The organism is Streptomyces sp. NPDC002701 (assembly GCF_042889045.1).
Taxonomy (GTDB): domain Bacteria; phylum Actinomycetota; class Actinomycetes; order Streptomycetales; family Streptomycetaceae; genus Streptomyces.
The window spans coordinates 96,772-114,531 of the sequence record NZ_JBIAQL010000017.1; the positions used below are offsets into that span (position 1 = coordinate 96,772).

Sequence of the window (17,760 nt, forward strand, 5' to 3'; positions counted from 1 at the left end):
ACATGGCGCCCGCGGACGACACTCCCCACCACCCCGCCGCCGTCCACCCCACCCTTGAGGGCCTCGGTCTGGACGTGGCGCCGCGCGACCGTCCCCTGGTCTATCCCGGTGCCTGGCCCGAGGAGTCGGGACTCCTCGACGGTGACCGGCTGCTGCCCCTGACCCGCCGGACGTTCCCGGGCCGGGTCCCCGTCCTCGCGGTCGGTTCCAACGCCTCGCCCGCGCAACTGCGGCACAAGATGCGGCAGTACGAGCTGTCGTCCCCGATCCCGCTGGTGAAGGCACGCGTCACGGGACTGCGGATCGGTGTGTCGGCGCACGTCAGTGCCATGGGGTACGTGTCCGCGTCGCCGTTCCGTGCCCCCGGGCACACCCGGGAGCTGTTCCTCACCTGGCTGGACCCGGCACAGCTGGCCGCGGTCGACGCGAGCGAGGGAGTCACGCGGCCGTCGGGTGCGTACGACCGTGTGACGTTGCCGGCCGACGGGTTCCGCGTCGAGCCGGAGTGGGGCGAGCCGCTCGACGGCGTCCACCTCTACGTGAACCGCCACGGTGTCCTGCACGACGGCACCGGGACCCCGCGCGCGCAGTGCGGGCAGCGGGAACTGCTCTCCCGGCTGCTCGCCGAGTCACCGCGGCTGCGGGAGGTGTTCGGGTCCACGCCGGAGGAGTTCTGCTCCCGGGCCCGGGGCGATCCCGGGCTCTGCGCCGAGGGGACCCGGCTCTTCGCCGTGGAGGGGCGCGCGACGGCTTCCGGCCTCGAGAAGTACGTACACGGGGCCGGGCCGGCCGCGTCCTTCGGCGGTCAGCAGACGGGCAGCCCCGGCACCGGCGAGTCGTTGTCGCCGCCCTGGATGTAGACGTCGCTGACGTAGACGCCGCTGTTGCCGCTGTCGTCGTCCGTCTTCGCCCACCAGGTGTTCGTCCACCGGCCGTGGCTCTCCCGGCGCCCCAGGTCCTGCTGGCAGTAGAAATAGTTGGTGCCGGAGTTGAGGGTGCCCGCCCGGGCTCCCGCGGCGGTGTAGGACGACGCGGTCCTCCAGACCTGGCAGTTGTACTTGCCGCCGCCGATGGCATGGCAGACCGGTGCGGGGCTGGACGCGTCCCCTCCGCCCGTCGTGCCGCCGTCCGAACCCCCCTCCGGCGTACCACCCCCGGTGGCTTCGGGCGAGGGGGCAGGAGCCTCGTCCGTCTGTTCGGCGTCCCCCGTGGCGTCCGGTTTACCGGTCGGGGAGGGGGATTTCCCCTTGTCGCCCTGTTCCCTGGGCCGGGTGTCGTCCGTCAGGTCGACCGAGCCGCGGGTGGCACCGGGAGAGGCCGCCGTGTCCGCGCCCCGGGAGGATCCGGGGCCGGCGGCGCGTGCGGAGTCGTCGGAGTTCTCCAGGACGGCGAGGGTGACGCCGGTCGTCACCAGCACGACGGTGAGGGCCGCCGCGGCGAGCAGGACGCGGGTCCTGCGCCGCCGGGACGTGGCGGACGCACCCGGAGCCGGCTCGCCCGGCGTACCCGACGCGGGCGCTCCCGGCACGGGCTGCGCGGGGCCGAAGCCCATCGAGCCGGGCGGGCTGCCGGGCCCGGACGGTCCGCCCGCGCCGGAGGGGTCGAACGAACCGGCCGGGGCGCCCGGTGTCGTCGAGGGTGCCGGGGTCCCGGCTGCCGCGGTGGCGGACGCGCTCCCGTGCGGCGTACCGGATCCCGGGTGGCCCGGCCCGGGACGGGACGCCTCGTGACTGCCGGGCCACGCCCCGCTCCCGGCCGCACCGCCGGCGCCCTGCTGCGGCGGCGGGCCGAAGCCCGGCGGGACCACCGGCACGGCGCGTTCGGTCGTGTCCCGTGCCGGGCGCGCGGGCGCCCTCAGACCACGGGTCGCGGAGTCCTGGTCGGCCAGGTCGGCCCCCTCGGCGACCGCCTCCAGCAGCAGCCGCGCCCGGCCGGCCTCCGGCCGGGACTCGGGCCGTTTGTGCATCAGTTGCCGCAGCACGGGACCGAGCGGCCCGGCGCGCCGCGGTTCGGGCAGCTCTTCGGCGACGATCGCCGTGAGCGTGGACCATGTGGACGTGCGGCGAAAGGGCGAGGACCCCTCGACGGCCGCGTACAGCGTGGCGCCCAGGGCCCAGATGTCGGACGCGGGACCCGGCTGGTGCCCCTGGGCGCGCTCGGGTGCCAAGTAGTCGAGTGAGCCCACCAGTTCGCCGCTGCGCGTGAGGTGCGTGGTGGAGCCGTCGCCCGGGTCCTCCATCGTGGCGATGCCGAAGTCCGTGAGGACGACCCGGCCGGAGCGGTCGAGCAGGATGTTGCCCGGCTTCACGTCACGGTGCAGGACGCCCGCCCGGTGGGCCGCGGCGAGCGCGTCCATCACCTTCGCGCCGATCCCGGCGGCCTCGCGGGCGTCGAGGGTGCCGCGTTCGCGCAGGACGTCATCCAGGGACGGTCCGTCGACGAGTTCCATCACGATCAGCGGGCGGCCGTCGATCTCGGCCACGTCGTGCACGGCGACGACGCCGGGGTGGCGCACCCTGGCCGCCGCGCGTGCCTCGCGCTGCATGCGCAGCCCCAGGCCGGCCAGTTCGGGCGCGTTCGCGTCCGTGAAGGTACGCAGTTCCTTGACGGCCACCTCGCGGCCGAGCACCTCGTCGCGGGCGCGCCAGACGACACCCATCCCGCCCCGCCCCAGTGGGGCCACGACGCGGTAGCGTCCGGCGAGGAGCCGCCCGACACCGTCCGGCTGTTCCGTCCTGCCGGGCCGGTCGCGCTCTCCCGGCCGCTCGTTCTCCCCCGCAGACACCGCTGCCCCGTTCCTGTGACACGCCGATGAAGTCCGCCAAGACTACGGGGCGCGGGTGACGGCAGGGGCCGCGGGCAACAGCTGTGACGAGGCCGCTACTTGGCGGAGACGGTCAGGTCACCGCGCCTGGGCACCGCGAAGCCCTCCAGGTCGGCGCGCGTGAGCCCGGTCGCCCTGGCCACCTCCGCGATGTCGAGGGCCCCGCAGTCCAGGCCGCGCAGCAGATGGCCGCTGAGTGCCTTGGCGGTGGCCGGTTCGTCCATCACGTCGCCGCCGGTGCGGTTGGCGTACGCGACGAGCCGTGCCGCGGTCTGCTCGAACCCCTCGCGGTAGAAGCCGAAGACGGCCGCGTACCGGGTCGGGAGGTGCCCGGGGTGCATGTCCCAGCCCTGGTAGTAGGCCCGGGCGAGGGCTCGGCGGGTGAGCCCGTGGTGCAGCCGCCACGCGTCGTGGACCTTGGGCGTCGGGCCGACCGGCAGCACGTTGGTGGAGCCGTCCGACACCCGCACCCCGGTACCGGCGGCGGCCACCTGCATGATCGCCTTGGCGTGGTCGGCGGCCGGGTGGTCGCTCGACTGGTGGGCGGCGGAGACACCGAGGCAGGCGCTGTAGTCGAAGGTCCCGTAGTGCAGTCCGGTGGCGCGGCCCCCGGCGGCCTGGATCATGCGGGCCACGGTCGCCGTGCCGTCGGAGGCGAGGACGGCCTGGCTGGTCTCGATCTGGATCTCGAACCCGATCCGGCCGTCCGCCAGGCCGTGGGTCCTCTCGAACTCCTCCAGGAGACGAACCATCGCGGTGACCTGCTGCGCGTACGTCACCTTCGGCAGGGTCAGCACCAGCCCGCCGGGCAGCCCGCCGGCCTCCATCAGCCCGGTGAGGAAGATGTCGAGCGTGCGGATGCCCCGCTCGCGGACCGCGGCCTCCATGCACTTCATCCGGATGCCCATGTACGGGGCCGCCGTGCCGTCCCGGTACGCCTGCGCGATCAGCCGGGCCGCCCGGGCGGCCGCCTGGTCCTCCTCGGCGTCGGGTCGGGGTCCGTAGCCGTCCTCGAAGTCGACGCGCAGGTCTTCGACCGGCTCGCGCTCCAGTTTGGCGCGTACGCGGTCGTACACGGGCTCCGCGAGGTCGTCGGCGAGATCGAGGACGGCGGCGAAGGAGGCGGCGTCGGGCGCGTGCCGGTCGAGGGCGGCGAGGGCCTGGTCGCCCCAGGAGCGGATGGTGCCGGCGGCGAAGGCGTCGGCGGGGACGTACACCGTGTGGACGGGCTGGCGGGTTCCGGGGTCTCCGGGGTAGCGGCGCTCCAACTCGGCGTCGACCGGGGCGAGGGAGGCACTGATCTCCTCGCCGACGGTGTCCGCGAGGCTCGTCGTCACCTTCTCCTGCCGACCCTGACCCTGACCCATGCCACGCCTTCCTGTTGTACCTGCATGCACGCGTTGCACCGCTGCGCCCGCTGTACCCGTTGGACCCGCTTGCCTTCCGCCCGACGGAATCAACAATCTGTTGAACGAAGTTATCCGCGACCCTTCCGGTGGTCAACACCCTCGTCCTCGCCGCGCGGCGGACTTCCCGGACCACGCGCGGACTTCCCCCCGGGTCCATCCCGGCATCTCGACATGTTCACGCCCAACTTCGAGACTGCGAGGCGCACGACTCGACCGGCATCCGCCGCGGAACCGCGTCCGCCACCGAAGGAGCATCCCGTGCCCCAGCACAGCCGAGTCACGCGCCGCCTGGGTCTCAAGACCGCGCTCAGCGCCGCGGTCGCCCTGCCCCTGTCCGGCACAGCGCTCTCCAGCTCATCCGCCTCGGCGGCGGACCGCCGTGGCCACCTGGAGGTCATGTCGTTCAACCTGCGGTACGCGAGCACCGCCGAACCCCACAGCTGGGCCGTCCGCCGTCCCGTCACCCGTGAGCTGCTGCGCCGCGAGCGGCTCCACGTCATCGGCACCCAGGAGGGCCTCTACCAGCAGGTGCGGGACATCGCGACGGACCTCGGCGGACACCACGACTGGATCGGCACCGGCCGTGCGGGCGGCAGCCGGGACGAGTTCATGGCGGTCTTCTACGACACCCGCAGACTCGCCCCGGTGGAGTACGACCACTTCTGGCTCTCGGACACCCCGGACGTGATCGGCTCGAACACCTGGGGAGGCGGGTCCATCCGGATGGTGACCTGGGTCCGCTTCCGTGATCTGCGCGACGGGCAGCGGGAGTTCTACGTCCTGAACACCCACCTGGACAACGCCAGCCAGAACGCACGCGCGCGTGCCGCGGCCCTCATCGCCGAGCGGATCACCCGGCTCGACCGCTCGCTGCCCCTGGTGGTGACCGGCGACTTCAACGTGGCCGCCCACAGGAACCCGGTCTACGACACGATGCTGGGTGCCGGACTCGTCGACACCTGGGAGACGGCGGCCGAACGGAGCAGCCTGTACGCCACGTTCCACGGCTACCGGCCCCTGGTCCCGGACGGCGACCGCATCGACTGGATCCTGACCTCGCCCGGCGTGCGCACGCACCGGGCGGCGATCAACACCTTCTCCGTGGACGGCCAGTTCCCGAGCGACCACCTGCCCGTCCAGGCGTCCCTGACCCTCGCGTGAGGGCATGGCTCTCGACGGCGGGCCGACGGCCTGAAGGCGTTAAGGGCGAGACGCGCGGGGCCCCGGTGACCGTGACGGTCACCGGGGCCCCGGACGTGCGGCGCGCGGGAGGACGCTCAGCCCTTGCGGGTCTTGATCTCCTCGGTGAGCTGCGGGACGACCTCGAAGAGGTCGCCGACCACGCCGTAGTCGACCAGGTCGAAGATCGGGGCCTCGGCGTCCTTGTTGACGGCCACGATCGTCTTCGAGGTCTGCATGCCGGCGCGGTGCTGGATCGCGCCGGAGATGCCGGAGGCGACGTACAGCTGCGGGGACACGCTCTTGCCGGTCTGACCGACCTGGTTGGTGTGCGGGTACCAGCCGGCGTCCACCGCGGCACGCGAGGCGCCGACGGCCGCGCCGAGGGAGTCGGCGAGGGCCTCGATGATCGAGAAGTTCTCGGCGCCGTTGACGCCACGGCCGCCGGAGACCACGATCGCGGCCTCGGTCAGCTCCGGGCGGCCCGTCGACTCGCGCTCGGTACGGGCGGTGACCTTGGTGCCGGTCGCCTTGTCCGAGAAGGTGACGGACAGCGCCTCGACGCTGCCCGCGGCCGGGGCGGCCTCCACGGCGGCCGAGTTCGGCTTGACCGTGATGACCGGGGTGCCCTTGGAGACCCGGGTCCTGGTGGTGTAGGAGGCGGCGAACACCGACTGGGTGGCCACCGGGCCCTCGTCGCCGGCCTCCAGGTCGACGGCGTCCGTGATGATGCCGGAGCCGATGCGCAGCGCGAGACGCGCGGCGATCTCCTTGGCCTCGGCGGACGAGGGGACGAGCACGGCGGCCGGGGAGACGGCCTCGACGGCGGCCTGCAGCGCGTCCACCTTCGGTACGACGAGGTAGTCGGCGTACTCGGCGGCCTCGTGCGTGAGGACCTTGACCGCGCCGTGCTCGGCGAGCGTGGCGGCGGTGTCCGCGGCGCCGTTGCCCAGCGCGACGGCGACGGGCTCGCCGATGCGGCGGGCCAGCGTCAGGAGCTCCAGGGTGGGCTTGCGGACGGCGCCGTCCACGTGGTCGACGTAGACGAGAACTTCAGCCATGGGACTTCTTCTCTCCTGCTTGCGAAAGATGAGGGGCGATCAGGGAGCCTGCGGAGGGCTCGCGTCCTAGATGAACTTCTGGCCCGCGAGGAACTCCGCGAGCTGCTTGCCGCCCTCGCCCTCGTCCTTGACGATCGTGCCCGCGGTGCGCGCCGGACGCTCGGCAGCGGAGTCGACCTTGGTCCAGGAACCCTCGAGGCCGACCTCGTCCGCCTCCAGGTCCAGGTCGGACAGGTCCCAGGACTCGACCGGCTTCTTCTTGGCGGCCATGATGCCCTTGAAGGACGGGTAGCGCGCCTCACCCGACTGGTCGGTGACCGACACGACGGCCGGCAGCGCGGCCTCGAGCTGCTCGGAGGCGCTGTCGCCGTCACGGCGGCCCTTCACGACGCCGTCGGCCACGGAGACCTCGGAGAGCAGCGTGACCTGGGGGACGCCCAGGCGCTCGGCCAGCAGCGCGGGCACGATGCCCATGGTGCCGTCGGTGGAGGCCATGCCGGAGATGACGAGGTCGTAGCCCGCCTTCTCGACGGCCTTGGCCAGCACCAGCGACGTGCCGATGGCGTCGGTGCCGTGCAGGTCGTCGTCCTCGACGTGGATGGCCTTGTCGGCACCCATGGACAGCGCCTTGCGCAGGGCGTCCTTGGCGTCCTCCGGACCGACGGTCAGGACGGTGATCTCCGCGTCGTCCGCTTCGTCGGCGATCTGCAGCGCCTGCTCGACCGCGTACTCGTCGAGCTCCGACAGCAGGCCGTCCACGTCGTCACGGTCGACGGTCAGGTCCTCGGCGAAGTGCCGGTCGCCGGTGGCGTCGGGCACGTACTTCACAGTGACAACGATCCTCAAGCTCACGCCGGCTCTCCTACTGCATCGTCTTTTCTGGGCTGCCTGCCTACGGGCAGCATAGGCGCCCGAAGCGGCCGTTCCCGGTGGGGGCCACCCGCGCTCCGAGCGAATATTACTCGCCAGTACGCACTTACACGCTCCCGCAGTGGTTCCCGCTAAGCAAGCGCTTTGAACTGTGACCTTCGCAACGCAGCGTAACCGGAACCCGACCCGTCATTCCCTCAGGCCGGTGAACTGCCCCTGGTGGTACAGGAGTGGAGGCCCCCCGCCGCCGGCGGGATCCCCCAGCACCACCTCGGCCAGCACGACGCGGTGATCCCCCGCCGGGACCCGGGTGACGATCCGGCACACGAGCCAGGCGAGGACGCCGTCGAGTACGGGAATCCCTTCGGGCCCCTCCCGCCAGCGGGTGGGTTCGGCGAAACGGTCGGCGCCGCTGCGCGCGAAGGTGGCGGCCAGCTCGTGCTGCCGCTCGGCGAGCACATGGACGCCCACGTGCTCCGTCCGGGAGATCACCGGCCAGCAGGAAGCGCCGGTGCCCACGCCGAAGGAGATCATCGGCGGCTCGGCGGAGACGGAGGCGAGCGAGGTGGCGGTGAAGCCGACCGGACCGTCGTCACCCCGTGCCGTGATCACGGCGACACCGGCCGCGTGCTGCCGGAAGACGGAGCGGAGCAGGTCCGGGGAGGCGGGTCGGGCGGTACGGAGATCGGGCGTGGCCGTCATGGAGGGGTCCTTCTGCGCGGAACACGGGGACGGGGGCCTGGGCTGCTCAGCGGCCCGGACAGCGCCCGTTCGCACCGCCGGCGTCCGCCGTGGCGCGCGTGCGTTCACGCTCGCAGAGCCGGGAGGGCTCAAAGAGCTCAGAAGGAGGGGGTTCCATGGGCATACGGTCAGGCTGACGATAGGTGGCTGACGCAGTCAAGTACGTGCCGGTATCTGGGAGCAGCGTCACCGGTGGCCTCCGGCCTGATCGGTCGGTGATCGGTCAGTGGGGTCCGACCGCCTCGCCCAGCGCGGCGATCACGTCCGCCTTGCGCGGCTGTCCGGCGGCACGGCGCACGATGGCGCCCTCGGCGTCGAGCACGAGCACGGTCGGCGTCTTGAGGATGTCCAGTTCACGGACGAGGGCGAGCCGGTCCTCGGCGTCGATCTCGACATGCCGCACGCCCGGGACCAGGGCGGCCACCTCGCCGAGCACCCTGCGGGTCGCCCTGCAGGGTGCGCAGAAGGCACTGGAGAACTGGACGAGGGTGGCCCGCTCGCCGAGGTCCTCGCCCAGTTCGGCGGCGCCGAGCCGCTTTCCGCCGTCCCGTCCGCGCACTCTGACTCTCCCGCTCCGACGTCGGTTCAGCACTCCGAAGGCGCTGGCCGCCGCGAGCACCACCACGCACACCACCAGTCCGGTCATCGGTGGCTTCAGCGTTCACGGGACTGCAAAGATTCCCGGCGCCCGGAAGGTTCTCCATGCGGAATGCTTGCTTCATGGACATCGACGCAAGGGGGCCGCGTCTCGGCGCGGCCGTGACGGCCGTGGTGCTGGCGGCCGTACTCATCACCGGCAACGTCTGGCTGCTGGCCTGGCAGACGCTGGCGTTCGCGCTGGGCGCGGCGGGGGGAGTGGGGCGCTCCCCGTACGGCTGGGTGTTCCGCCGGGTGGTCCGGCCGCGGATCGGGCCGCCGAAGGAGTTCGAGGCACCCGAGCCGCCGCGGTTCGCGCAGGCGGTCGGCCTCGCGTTCGCGGTGGTGGGTCTCGTCGGCTACGCGATGGGTCCCGGGTGGCTGGGGACGGCGGCCACCGCGGCGGCACTCGCGGCGGCGTTCCTCAACGCCGCGTTCGGGTACTGCCTCGGCTGCGAGATGTACCTGCTCGTACGGCGAGTGACGGTTCGCGCGGAGTAATGGGAACGTAAAACGCCGAGGTGGATCAAGGGGTCACGTGACGAGGATCTCGCAAATCTGCGGCACCAGGACTGGTCACTCGTCCGTTCTTCGGGCACGATCTGCGCAATGCCGTAAACCTACGGCAGCGTAAGTTCCCGCCGGGAGCCCCCTTCCCAGGCACGGCAGAGAAGGGTCCACGCCGTTCATGGCTGAGCTTGTTTACCGTCCCGTCATCGGTCTCGCCCAGACGCTGTTCAAGGTTTGGGACCTGAAGATCGACCTCAAGGGATCGGAGAACATCCCCCGCACGGGCGGTGCCGTGCTGGTGAGCAATCACATCAGCTATCTCGACTTCATCTTCGACGGCCTCGCCGCTCTGCCGCAGAAGCGCCTCGTCCGCTTCATGGCGAAGGAGTCGGTGTTCCGGCACAAGGTCTCCGGCCCGCTGATGCGCAACATGAAGCACATCCCGGTGGACCGCAAGCAGGGCGAGACGGCCTACGCGCACGCGCTGGACTCGCTGCGCTCGGGCGAGATCGTCGGCGTCTTCCCCGAGGCCACGATCTCCCAGTCCTTCACGCTGAAGAGCTTCAAGTCGGGCGCCGCCCGCTTGGCCCAGGAGGCGGGCGTCCCGCTGATCCCGATGGCCCTGTGGGGTACGCAGCGGCTGTGGACGAAGGACCACCCGCGCAACTTCAAGCGCAGCCACACCCCGGTCACCATCCGCGTCGGCGAGGCGATCGAGCCGTCCCCCGACAAGTACGCGGGTGCGATCACCCGGCAGGTGCGCGAGCGCGTCCAGGAGCTCCTGGAGGCCGCCCAGCGCGCCTACCCCGTACGCCCCAAGGGTCCGGACGACACGTGGTGGATGCCGGCGCACCTCGGCGGCACGGCCCCCACTCCCGAAGAGGTGAAGGCCGCGGAGGCCCGCTGACCCGCCGACCGGGGCGCCACCCGGGAGCGGCTCAGAGCGCGGTGGGGAGAAGCTCCCACAGGTGCGGCCGGTCGGTGGCGGTCCTGAGGGCGTCCAGTACGGCCGGATGCGGTTTCGCGTACAGCACCGGGCAGTCGAGCTCACCGGAGCGCGGGTCGGGCGTGGAGGCCAGCCGTTCGCCGTCGAGCGAGAACCGGGCGTCCACGCCCGGCTTGTTGCCCCGGGGGTCCTGCCGGTGCCAGGCGCCGTCGAACCGGACGGCGACCAGCCCGTGCACCACGTCGAACTGCTGGTAGCAGAACGCGGTGGGGATGTCCTCGGCCCGCAGCAGGGCGGCCAGGGCATGGGCTTTGGCGTGACAGATGCCGGTGCCCTGCTCCAGCACGTCGGAGGCGCGCCAGGTGACGCGGAGGTCGCCGGAGTCCTGGGAGTGCGCGATGGTGTCCCGCACGAATTCGAACGCGGCCTGCGCATAGGCATACGAGTCGGCGGACTGGCTCGCCAGCTGCGCGGCCGTGTCACGCACCACCGGATGATGATGGTCGATGACCTCGTCGGCGGCCAGATAGGCGGACAGGTCGGGGGTGTTCTGGATCAGCTCCATGCCCGCAGAGCATAGAAATACGACCACCCGTCAGTCAATGACTTTTCGTGTAGCCGTATATCTATGCAGTGGACATCGGGACGCTAGCGCGCCATCTCCTCCTTGAGCGCCGCCACGAAGCCGTCGACGTCGTCCTCGGTGGTGTCGAAGGAGCACATCCAGCGGACGTCTCCCGCCGCCTCGTCCCAGAAGTAGAAGCGGTAGCGCTCCTGCAGGCGCTCGCTCACGTCGTGGGGCAGTCGGGCGAAGACCGCGTTGGCCTGCACGGCGTGCAGGATCTCGACGCCGTGCACCGCGCGCGCCCCCTCGGCGAGGCGCTGGGCCATCTCGTTGGCGTGGCGGGCGTTGCGCAGCCACAGGTCCTTGGCGAGCAGTGCCTCCAACTGCACGGACACGAAGCGCATCTTGGAGGCGAGCTGCATCGACAGCTTGCGCAGGTGCTTCATGTGGCTGACGGCGTCCCTGTTCAGGACGACGACGGCCTCACCGAACAGCGCGCCGTTCTTCGTTCCGCCGAAGGACAGGACGTCCACGCCCGCCGCGTTGGTGAACGCGCGCATCGGCACGTCCAGCGAGGCGGCCGCATTGGCTATCCGGGCCCCGTCGAGGTGCACCTTCATACCGTGCCGGTGGGCGTGGTCGCAGATCGCGCGGACCTCGTCCGGCGTGTAGACGGTGCCCAGTTCGGTGTTCTGGGTGATCGACACGACCTGCGGCATGGCCCGGTGCTCGTCGTCCCAGCCGTACGCCTGCCGGTCGATCAGCTCGGGCGTGAGCTTGCCGTCGGGCGTGGGCACCGTGAGCAGTTTGAGCCCGCCCATCCGCTCGGGGGCGCCGCCCTCGTCGACGTGGATGTGCGCGCTCTCCGCGCAGATCACCGCGCCCCAGCGGTCGGTGAGCGCCTGCAGGGCCACGACGTTGGCACCCGTGCCGTTGAAGACGGGGAACGCCTCGGCGCTCGCGCCGAAGTGCCCTCGCATCACCTGCTGGAGGTGGCCGGTGTAGTCGTCCTCGCCGTACGCGATCTGGTGGCCGCCGTTGGCGAGGGCCAGGGCGGCGAGCACCTCGGGGTGGGCGCCCGCGTAGTTGTCGCTGGCGAAGCCGCGCACCTGCGGGTCGTGCCGCCGCCGGGCGTCGGTCTTCGGTGGGTTCACGGCTTCTCGGTCTGCCACAGACGCTTTCCGTTCACTTCGGCGGCGGGCTGCTCCCAGACTCCGGCGATGGCCTCGGCCAGGTCCTTGACGTCGGTGAAGCCCGCGAACTTGGCGTTCGGGCGCTCGGCGCGCATCGCGTCGTGCACCAGCGCCTTCACGACCAGAATGGTGGCGGCGGACGTCGGCCCGTCGGCCCCCTCGGACTTCCCCGCCTTGCGGAAGTAGTCGGCCATGGCGAGCGTCCACGCCTCGGCGGCGGCCTTGGCGGCCGCGTACGCCGCGTTGCCCGCGGTGGGCTTGCCGGCGCCCGCGGCACTGATCAGGACGTACCGGCCGCGGTCGCTGCGCTGCAGCGCCTCGTGGAAGGCGAGGGAGGTGTGCTGCACGGTGCGGACGAGCAGCATCTCCAGGAGGTCCCAGTCGTCGAGACTCGTCTTGGTGAAGGTCTCGCTGCCGCGCCAGCCGCCGACGAGATGGACCAGGCCGTCGACGCGCCCGAAGTCCTTCTCGACGCGGCCGGCCCAGTCCCTGGCCGAGTCGCGGTCGAACAGATCGACCGTGTCGCCGACGACGGTGGCGCCGCCGTGGGCGTAGCGGGCCGCGTCCACGGCCTCGGCCAGCCGCTCCGGGTCGTTGTCGCTGCCGACGACCACGGCGCCCGCCTCGGCGAGCCGCAGCAGGGTCGCCCGGCCCAGGGGTCCGCCCGCGCCGGCCACCGCGATGACCGCGCCGCCCAGTGTTCCGCCGTTGCCGTTCACCATGGTCCTCGCCTCCTGAGCAGTGTTCTGGACGCGGTCGCTCACGCGGCCACCCGCTCGGCACTCGCAGCGGTGATCCCCCTGGTGGAGGCGATCACGTTCTTCAGCTTCTTGGAGAGCGCCTCATAGAACATGCTCAGGGGAAACTCGTCCGGAAGCACGTCGTCCACCAGTTTCCGCGGCGGCAGCGTCAGATCGAGGGCGTCGGGACCCTTGGCCCAGCGGGAACCGGGGTGCGGGGCGAGGTACTGGGACACCAGGTCGTACGCGGCGAACCAGTGGACCAGTTTCGGACGGTCGATGCCGTCGCGGTACAGCTTCTCGATCTCGGCGCACAGCTGGTTGGTGACCTGCGGGGCCCGCTGCCAGTCGATGAACAGCTTGTTGTCGGTCCAGCGGACCACGTCGTGCTTGTGCAGGTAGGCGAAGAGCAGCTGCCCGCCGAGTCCGTCGTAGTTGCGGACGCGGTCACCGGTCACGGGGAAGCGGAACATCCGGTCGAACAGCACCGCGTACTGTACGTCCCGGCCCTGCGGGAAGCCGTCGGCCTCCAGTCGCACGGCCTCCTTGAAGGCGGTGAGGTCGCAGCGCAGCTCCTCCAGGCCGTACATCCAGAACGGCTGACGCTGCTTGATCATGAAGGGGTCGAAGGGCAGGTCGCCGTGGCTGTGGGTGCGGTCGTGGACCATGTCCCACAGGACGAACGCCTGCTCGCAGCGCGCCTGGTCGCCGACCATCTCGCGGATGTCGTCGGGCAGTTCGAGGCCGAGCGTGTCGACGGCGGCCGCGGTGACCCTGCGGAAGCGGGCGGCCTCGCGGTCGCAGAAGATGCCGCCCCAGCTGAACCGCTCCGGGGCCTCGCGCACGGCGATGGTCTCCGGGAAGAGGACGGCCGAGTTGGTGTCGTAACCCGCCGTGAAGTCCTCGAAGGTGATCCCGCAGAACAGCGGGTTGTCGTAGCGGGTGCGCTCCAGCTCGGCCAGCCAGTCGGGCCAGACCATGCGCAGGACGACCGCCTCGAAGTTGCGGTCCGGGTTGCCGTTCTGCGTGTACATGGGGAAGAGGACCAGGTGCTCCAGGCCGTCCTCGCGGTGCGCCGCGGGCTGGAAGGCCAGCAGCGAGTCGAGGAAGTCGGGCACCCGGAAGCCGCCGTCGGCCCAGCGGTGCAGGTCCTTGACGAGTGCCGTGTGGTACTCGGCGTCGTGCGGGACGAGCGGCGACAGTTCCTGGACGGCGTCCATGACATGGCGCACGGCCAGGTCGACGTCGGCCGGGTCGGGGGCGCTCTCGGCGTCGAAGTCGATCGACCCGTCCTTGGACTGCCATGGCCGGATCCGCTCCACGGCATCCTTGAGCACGGGCCAGGCCGGGTGGCTCACCACCCTGCTCCGGGGAGGAATCCGCTCCTCCGCACCCACCTGCACAAGAATTTCCGTCATGACCCATCCTCCACGGGAGAACCTCGCGTATGGACACCGTATGTGTCCGAGACTCCTCCCCACAAGTCGAGTATCGATAGATTATCCTGCCCTGCCGCACCTTCACCGCTGTTTTTCCTGCGGGACACTCTGAGGGCGAATACTTCCGCCGTCCGCCGGGTACGTGCCGGTGTTCGGGCGGGCCTGTGCGGCGCGCCTGTCAACCCGCCGGGGACTCGCCCACGCGGGAGTGAGGCGGAAAGGGTGCGGCAGGGCCTCTGCCCCCGGCGGGAAGGGGCGATTCCCCGCCACCGCAGCGGGTCCGGGCTCCGGCGGGACCATTAGGCTGCGGCCTTGCCGCGTGGGCACGGGACCGCCGTGCGCGGCAGCAGAGCCGCCGTCGACGGAAGCGGAGTCACCCCTTGAACTTCCTCACCATCGGTCATCGCGGGATCATGGGTGTCGAACCCGAGAACACCCTCCGTTCCTTCACCGCCGCCCAGCAGGCGGGCCTCGACCTGATCGAGCTGGATCTGCACCTCAGCAAGGACGGCGCGCTCGTCGTCATGCACGACGCCGACGTGGACCGTACGACCGACGGCTCCGGGCCGATCGCCGAGAAGACCCTCGCGGAGCTGCGGACGCTGGACGCGGGACGCGGCGAGCGCGTCCCGGTGTTCGAGGAGGTCCTGGACGCCGTCACGGCTCCGCTCCAGGCCGAGATCAAGGACGTGGCCGCGGCCCGGGCGCTGGCCGAGGTCATGAACCGGCGCGACCTGGTCGGCCGGGTCGAGGTCCTGTCCTTCCACGACGAGGCGATCGCCGAGGTCGCCCGGCTCGTGCCGGGTGTCCGCACGGCGCTGGTCGCCAGCCGCTACGGCACCGACGTCGTCGAGCGGGCGACCGCGGTGGGCGCCACGAGCCTCGTCCTGAACATCCGGCGGCTGACCCTGGAGGTCGTCGAGCGGGCCCGCAAGGCGGACCTGCGGATCATCGGCTGGGTCGTGAACACCCAGGACCATCTGCGTCTGGTGCGCGCACTGGAACTGGACGGCGCGACCACCGACTACCCGGAGATCAAGCGCACCGGCCGCTTCACGGCGTAGCCGGCCCCGCGACCGGCGGCGTAACGATTATGCGAGTGGCTTGACCAGGAGCTCGAACTGAAGGCCGTCGCGCTGCGGAAGGCCGAACCGCTCGTCGCCGTACGGGAAGGGAGTCATCTCTCCCGTACGGCGGTAGCCGCGCCGCTCGTACCAGGCGATGAGCTCCTCGCGCGCGGAGATCACGGTCATGCGCATCTCCGTGCTGCCCCAGGTGGCACGGGCCAGCCGCTCCGCCTCGGCGATGATCACCTTGCCGAGACCGGCCCCCTGGAGTCCGGGGCTGACCGCGAACATCCCGAAGTGGGCGTACGTACCGCGGTGTTCGAGCTGGCAGCACGCGATGACCGTGCCGTCGCGCTCGACGGTCAGCAGGCGGCTGTCGGGCGACTCGATGACCGCGAGGACACCCTCCGGGTCCGTCCGCTGCCCGTGCAGGAGGTCCGCCTCGGTGGTCCAGCCGGCTCGGCTCGACTCCCCGCGGTAGGCCGACTCGATCAGGGTGACGAGGGCGTCCACGTCGGCGTCGACGGCGTCACGGAAGGTCAGTCCGTCGGGGACGGTGTGCATGGAGCGGTTCTCCGATCTCGGCGCGGCTCGGGCACCGATGAGCGTAACCCTCCCGTTAGGCTCGGGGCGCATGGTGCACGTATTGAGCAGCCGGACCTTGCTCCGCCCCACCGACCCCGAGCGTTCCCGCGTCTTCTACGGCGAGAAGCTGGGGCTGCCCGTCTACCGCGAGTTCGGCACCGGGCCCGAGCGCGGCACGGTCTACTTCCTCGGCGGCGGCTTCCTGGAGGTCTCGGGCCGTTCCGGGGAGCCGCCCTCCCCCGCCGTCAGGCTGTGGCTCCAGGTGGCCGACGTGACGGCGGCGTACGAGGAACTCGTGACCGCCGGTGTCGAGGTGCTGCGGCCACCGGTCGAGGAGCCGTGGGGACTCGTCGAGATGTGGCTCGCGGATCCGGACGGGACGCAGATCGCGGTGGTGGAGGTGCCGTCGGACCACCCCCTGCGGTACCGCCCCTGAGCGGCCCGCGGCACCGCTCCCGAACACCCCGGACGACGAGGCCCGGGCTCACGGGCACGGCGCCGGCGGTCTCCGCACTCGCGGGCTCCGGGCCGGCAAGCTCCGGGCTCGCGGGCTCCGGTCCCGGTCCCTCAGCCGGTGACGAGGCAGAACGGGTGGCCGGCCGGATCCGCGTAGACCCGGAAGCCCCGGCTGCCGTCCTTGTCGTCCAGGTCGAGCGGGGTGGCGCCCAGGGCGAGCACCTGGCTCTCGGCCGCTTCGATGTCCGGCACGGTGAAGTCCAGGTGGAGCTGCTGGGAGCCGTCGGCGCTCGGCCAGTCCGGCGGCCGGTGGCCCGGAGCCCGCTGGAAGGAGATGCGGTGCCCGCCGGGCGCGTGCAGGTCGTACCAGTCGTCACTGTCCCGCTTCACCTCGCCGCCCAGGATGGCCGCGTAGAACTCCGCCAGGGCGGGCGGGTCCGGGCAGTCGAGCGCTACGAGGCAGTATGTGGCGATGGCCATGCTGATCCCTTCGCTCCGAGCCCCTGGGTGCTGCCCCAGGAGCTCGCCGGTCGTCGACCTACAGGTTCCTCAGCGCGGGCAGCAGCTTCTTCTCGGCCCAGTCCAGGAAGGGGAACTGCTGGTCACCGCCGATCTGGACCAGGGCGACCTCGGTGAAGCCGGCGTCGACGTAGGGACGGACGGCCTCGACGACGGCGTCGACGTCGTCACCGCACGGGATGCCCTGCGCGACGTCCTCGGGGCGGACGTACTGCGTGGCCGTGTCGAAGCTCGCCGGGCCGGGCAGTTCGGAGTTGACCGGCCAGCCGCCGAGCGACCAGCGGAACTGCTCGTGCGCCCGCGCCACCGCGGCGTCCTTGTCGGTGTCGAAGCAGATGGGCAGCTGGCCCACCCGGGGCTTGCCGCTGCCGCCGTGCCGGTCGAAGGAGTCGATCAGTTCGGCCTTCGGCTCGGTGGCGATCACCAGGTCGGCCAGCCGGCCGGCGAGCGCGCAGGACCGTTCGCCGGAGACGGCGACGCCGATGGCGGGCGGCTCGTCCGGCAGGTCGAAGAGCCGGGCGTTCTCCACGTCGAAGTGCGGGCCGTGGTGGTTCACGTTCTTGCCCTCGAACAGCGCGCGGATGATCTCGATGGCCTCTTCCAGCATCTCGAGGCGTACGTGCGCGGCCGGCCAGCCGCCGCCCACCACGTGCTCGTTGAGGTTCTCCCCCGATCCGAGCCCGAGCCGGAAACGGCCCTCGGCCAGCAGTTGCACGGTGGCGGCCTTCTGGGCGACGACCGCCGGGTGGTAACGGGTCGTCGGACAGGTCACGTACGTCATGAGGGGAATGGTGGAGGTGGCCTGCGCGGCGGCGCCGAGGACGCTCCACGCGTACGGCGCGTGTCCCTGCTCCGTCAGCCAGGGGAAGTAGTGGTCGGAGGTGACCGAGAAGTCGAAGCCGGCCTTCTCGGCGGCCACCACGTGCTGCACGAGCTCACGGGGTCCGGCCTGCTCAGTCATCATCGTGTATCCGATTTGCACCATATGTTCCTAGTAGCCGGTCGGGGGTACTCGAAACG

Annotated in this window: 19 protein-coding genes; 6 read left to right on the forward strand and 13 right to left on the reverse strand. The window is 71.5% G+C overall.

The window, feature by feature from the left end; translation table 11 throughout:
• Positions 1-2 precede the first annotated feature (2 nt).
• On the forward strand, positions 3-860 hold the full coding sequence (locus ACFYXC_RS32040) for a hypothetical protein (protein ID WP_389555561.1): 858 nt from the start codon (positions 3-5) through the stop codon (positions 858-860).
• Here ACFYXC_RS32040 and ACFYXC_RS32045 read toward each other — a convergent pair.
• Positions 806-2,785 (reverse strand): serine/threonine-protein kinase, encoded by a 1,980-nt coding sequence (locus ACFYXC_RS32045; protein ID WP_389555563.1) that lies wholly within the window; start codon positions 2,783-2,785, stop codon positions 806-808. The genes ACFYXC_RS32040 and ACFYXC_RS32045 overlap by 55 nt on opposite strands.
• 95 nt (positions 2,786-2,880) lie before the next feature.
• The gene (locus tag ACFYXC_RS32050; RefSeq protein ID WP_389555565.1) at positions 2,881-4,191 is read right to left on the reverse strand and encodes a DUF6986 family protein; all 1,311 of its coding nucleotides are present in this window, start codon (positions 4,189-4,191) and stop codon (positions 2,881-2,883) included.
• A 300-nt stretch (positions 4,192-4,491) separates the two neighbouring features.
• Between ACFYXC_RS32050 and ACFYXC_RS32055 the strand changes: the two genes are divergently transcribed.
• The gene (locus ACFYXC_RS32055) at positions 4,492-5,394 is read left to right on the forward strand and encodes an endonuclease/exonuclease/phosphatase family protein (protein WP_389555567.1); all 903 of its coding nucleotides are present in this window, start codon (positions 4,492-4,494) and stop codon (positions 5,392-5,394) included.
• A gap of 116 nt (positions 5,395-5,510) precedes the next feature.
• Here the strand turns inward: ACFYXC_RS32055 and ACFYXC_RS32060 are convergent, their stop codons facing one another.
• The 4 genes from ACFYXC_RS32060 to ACFYXC_RS32075 all read right to left on the reverse strand — a co-directional run bounded on the left by ACFYXC_RS32060 (position 5,511) and on the right by ACFYXC_RS32075 (position 8,730).
• Positions 5,511-6,473, reverse strand: a complete 963-nt coding sequence (locus ACFYXC_RS32060; RefSeq protein ID WP_389555568.1) for an electron transfer flavoprotein subunit alpha/FixB family protein — start codon at positions 6,471-6,473, stop codon at positions 5,511-5,513.
• A 66-nt stretch (positions 6,474-6,539) separates the two neighbouring features.
• Positions 6,540-7,325 (reverse strand): electron transfer flavoprotein subunit beta/FixA family protein, encoded by a 786-nt coding sequence (locus ACFYXC_RS32065; RefSeq protein ID WP_388910142.1) that lies wholly within the window; start codon positions 7,323-7,325, stop codon positions 6,540-6,542.
• Between the two features lie 207 nt (positions 7,326-7,532).
• A complete protein-coding gene (locus tag ACFYXC_RS32070) occupies positions 7,533-8,045 on the reverse strand; it encodes a flavin reductase family protein (RefSeq protein WP_389555570.1) in 513 nt (170 codons plus the stop codon).
• A gap of 262 nt (positions 8,046-8,307) precedes the next feature.
• Entirely contained in the window at positions 8,308-8,730 is a 423-nt protein-coding gene (locus ACFYXC_RS32075) for a TlpA family protein disulfide reductase (protein WP_389555572.1), read from the reverse strand.
• Positions 8,731-8,804: 74 nt separating this feature from the next.
• On the opposite strand from ACFYXC_RS32075, the gene ACFYXC_RS32080 reads away from it, so the two are divergent.
• Positions 8,805-9,221 (forward strand): DUF4395 domain-containing protein, encoded by a 417-nt coding sequence (locus tag ACFYXC_RS32080; protein ID WP_389555574.1) that lies wholly within the window; start codon positions 8,805-8,807, stop codon positions 9,219-9,221.
• Positions 9,222-9,408: 187 nt separating this feature from the next.
• A complete protein-coding gene (locus tag ACFYXC_RS32085; protein ID WP_388910133.1) occupies positions 9,409-10,137 on the forward strand; it encodes a lysophospholipid acyltransferase family protein in 729 nt (242 codons plus the stop codon).
• 31 nt (positions 10,138-10,168) lie between these two features.
• Here ACFYXC_RS32085 and ACFYXC_RS32090 read toward each other — a convergent pair whose 3' ends face one another.
• The 4 genes from ACFYXC_RS32090 to ACFYXC_RS32105 form a co-directional block, all read right to left on the reverse strand.
• Complete coding sequence (locus ACFYXC_RS32090; protein WP_389555576.1) at positions 10,169-10,741, reverse strand: transglutaminase domain-containing protein; 573 nt, start codon at positions 10,739-10,741, stop codon at positions 10,169-10,171.
• 83 nt (positions 10,742-10,824) lie between these two features.
• On the reverse strand, positions 10,825-11,895 hold the full coding sequence (locus ACFYXC_RS32095; protein ID WP_388910128.1) for a threonine aldolase family protein: 1,071 nt from the start codon (positions 11,893-11,895) through the stop codon (positions 10,825-10,827).
• Positions 11,892-12,656 carry an SDR family NAD(P)-dependent oxidoreductase gene (locus ACFYXC_RS32100; RefSeq protein WP_388910789.1) on the reverse strand — a complete coding sequence of 255 codons (765 nt, stop codon included), beginning with the start codon at positions 12,654-12,656 and terminating at the stop codon, positions 11,892-11,894. The genes ACFYXC_RS32095 and ACFYXC_RS32100 overlap by 4 nt, the downstream gene beginning before the upstream one ends.
• 38 nt (positions 12,657-12,694) lie before the next feature.
• Positions 12,695-14,092, reverse strand: a complete 1,398-nt coding sequence (locus ACFYXC_RS32105; RefSeq protein WP_389555578.1) for a DUF6421 family protein — start codon at positions 14,090-14,092, stop codon at positions 12,695-12,697.
• 401 nt (positions 14,093-14,493) lie between these two features.
• Between ACFYXC_RS32105 and ACFYXC_RS32110 the strand changes: the two genes are divergently transcribed.
• Entirely contained in the window at positions 14,494-15,177 is a 684-nt protein-coding gene (locus ACFYXC_RS32110; protein ID WP_388910123.1) for a glycerophosphodiester phosphodiesterase, read from the forward strand.
• Positions 15,178-15,204: 27 nt separating this feature from the next.
• Here ACFYXC_RS32110 and ACFYXC_RS32115 read toward each other — a convergent pair whose 3' ends face one another.
• Positions 15,205-15,744: a GNAT family N-acetyltransferase gene (locus ACFYXC_RS32115; RefSeq protein WP_389555579.1), complete on the reverse strand. Its 540-nt coding sequence runs from the start codon at positions 15,742-15,744 to the stop codon at positions 15,205-15,207.
• Between the two features lie 70 nt (positions 15,745-15,814).
• Here ACFYXC_RS32115 and ACFYXC_RS32120 point away from each other — a divergent pair, with 70 nt between their 5' ends.
• Positions 15,815-16,201, forward strand: coding sequence for a VOC family protein (locus ACFYXC_RS32120; protein ID WP_389555581.1), 387 nt, complete (start codon positions 15,815-15,817; stop codon positions 16,199-16,201).
• Positions 16,202-16,332: 131 nt separating this feature from the next.
• On the opposite strand, the gene ACFYXC_RS32125 is transcribed toward ACFYXC_RS32120, so the two are convergent.
• Complete coding sequence (locus ACFYXC_RS32125) at positions 16,333-16,701, reverse strand: VOC family protein (protein WP_389555583.1); 369 nt, start codon at positions 16,699-16,701, stop codon at positions 16,333-16,335.
• 58 nt (positions 16,702-16,759) lie between these two features.
• Positions 16,760-17,725, reverse strand: coding sequence for an LLM class F420-dependent oxidoreductase (locus tag ACFYXC_RS32130; RefSeq protein ID WP_388910111.1), 966 nt, complete (start codon positions 17,723-17,725; stop codon positions 16,760-16,762).
• Positions 17,726-17,760: the final 35 nt, after the last annotated feature.

Bases quoted from the DNA above. Each gene is read 5' to 3' on its own strand.
- ACFYXC_RS32040 (WP_389555561.1), top strand. From the start codon at position 3: ATGGCGCCCGCGGACGACACTCCCCACCACCCCGCCGCCGTCCACCCC.
- ACFYXC_RS32050 (WP_389555565.1), bottom strand. From the start codon at position 4,191: ATGGGTCAGGGTCAGGGTCGGCAGGAGAAGGTGACGACGAGCCTCGCG.
- ACFYXC_RS32060 (WP_389555568.1), bottom strand. From the start codon at position 6,473: ATGGCTGAAGTTCTCGTCTACGTCGACCACGTGGACGGCGCCGTCCGC.
- ACFYXC_RS32070 (WP_389555570.1), bottom strand. From the start codon at position 8,045: ATGACGGCCACGCCCGATCTCCGTACCGCCCGACCCGCCTCCCCGGAC.
- ACFYXC_RS32075 (WP_389555572.1), bottom strand. From the start codon at position 8,730: ATGACCGGACTGGTGGTGTGCGTGGTGGTGCTCGCGGCGGCCAGCGCC.
- ACFYXC_RS32080 (WP_389555574.1), top strand. From the start codon at position 8,805: ATGGACATCGACGCAAGGGGGCCGCGTCTCGGCGCGGCCGTGACGGCC.
- ACFYXC_RS32085 (WP_388910133.1), top strand. From the start codon at position 9,409: ATGGCTGAGCTTGTTTACCGTCCCGTCATCGGTCTCGCCCAGACGCTG.
- ACFYXC_RS32090 (WP_389555576.1), bottom strand. From the start codon at position 10,741: ATGGAGCTGATCCAGAACACCCCCGACCTGTCCGCCTATCTGGCCGCC.
- ACFYXC_RS32100 (WP_388910789.1), bottom strand. From the start codon at position 12,656: ATGGTGAACGGCAACGGCGGAACACTGGGCGGCGCGGTCATCGCGGTG.
- ACFYXC_RS32105 (WP_389555578.1), bottom strand. From the start codon at position 14,092: ATGACGGAAATTCTTGTGCAGGTGGGTGCGGAGGAGCGGATTCCTCCC.
- ACFYXC_RS32115 (WP_389555579.1), bottom strand. From the start codon at position 15,744: ATGCACACCGTCCCCGACGGACTGACCTTCCGTGACGCCGTCGACGCC.
- ACFYXC_RS32120 (WP_389555581.1), top strand. From the start codon at position 15,815: ATGGTGCACGTATTGAGCAGCCGGACCTTGCTCCGCCCCACCGACCCC.
- ACFYXC_RS32125 (WP_389555583.1), bottom strand. From the start codon at position 16,701: ATGGCCATCGCCACATACTGCCTCGTAGCGCTCGACTGCCCGGACCCG.
- ACFYXC_RS32130 (WP_388910111.1), bottom strand. From the start codon at position 17,725: ATGGTGCAAATCGGATACACGATGATGACTGAGCAGGCCGGACCCCGT.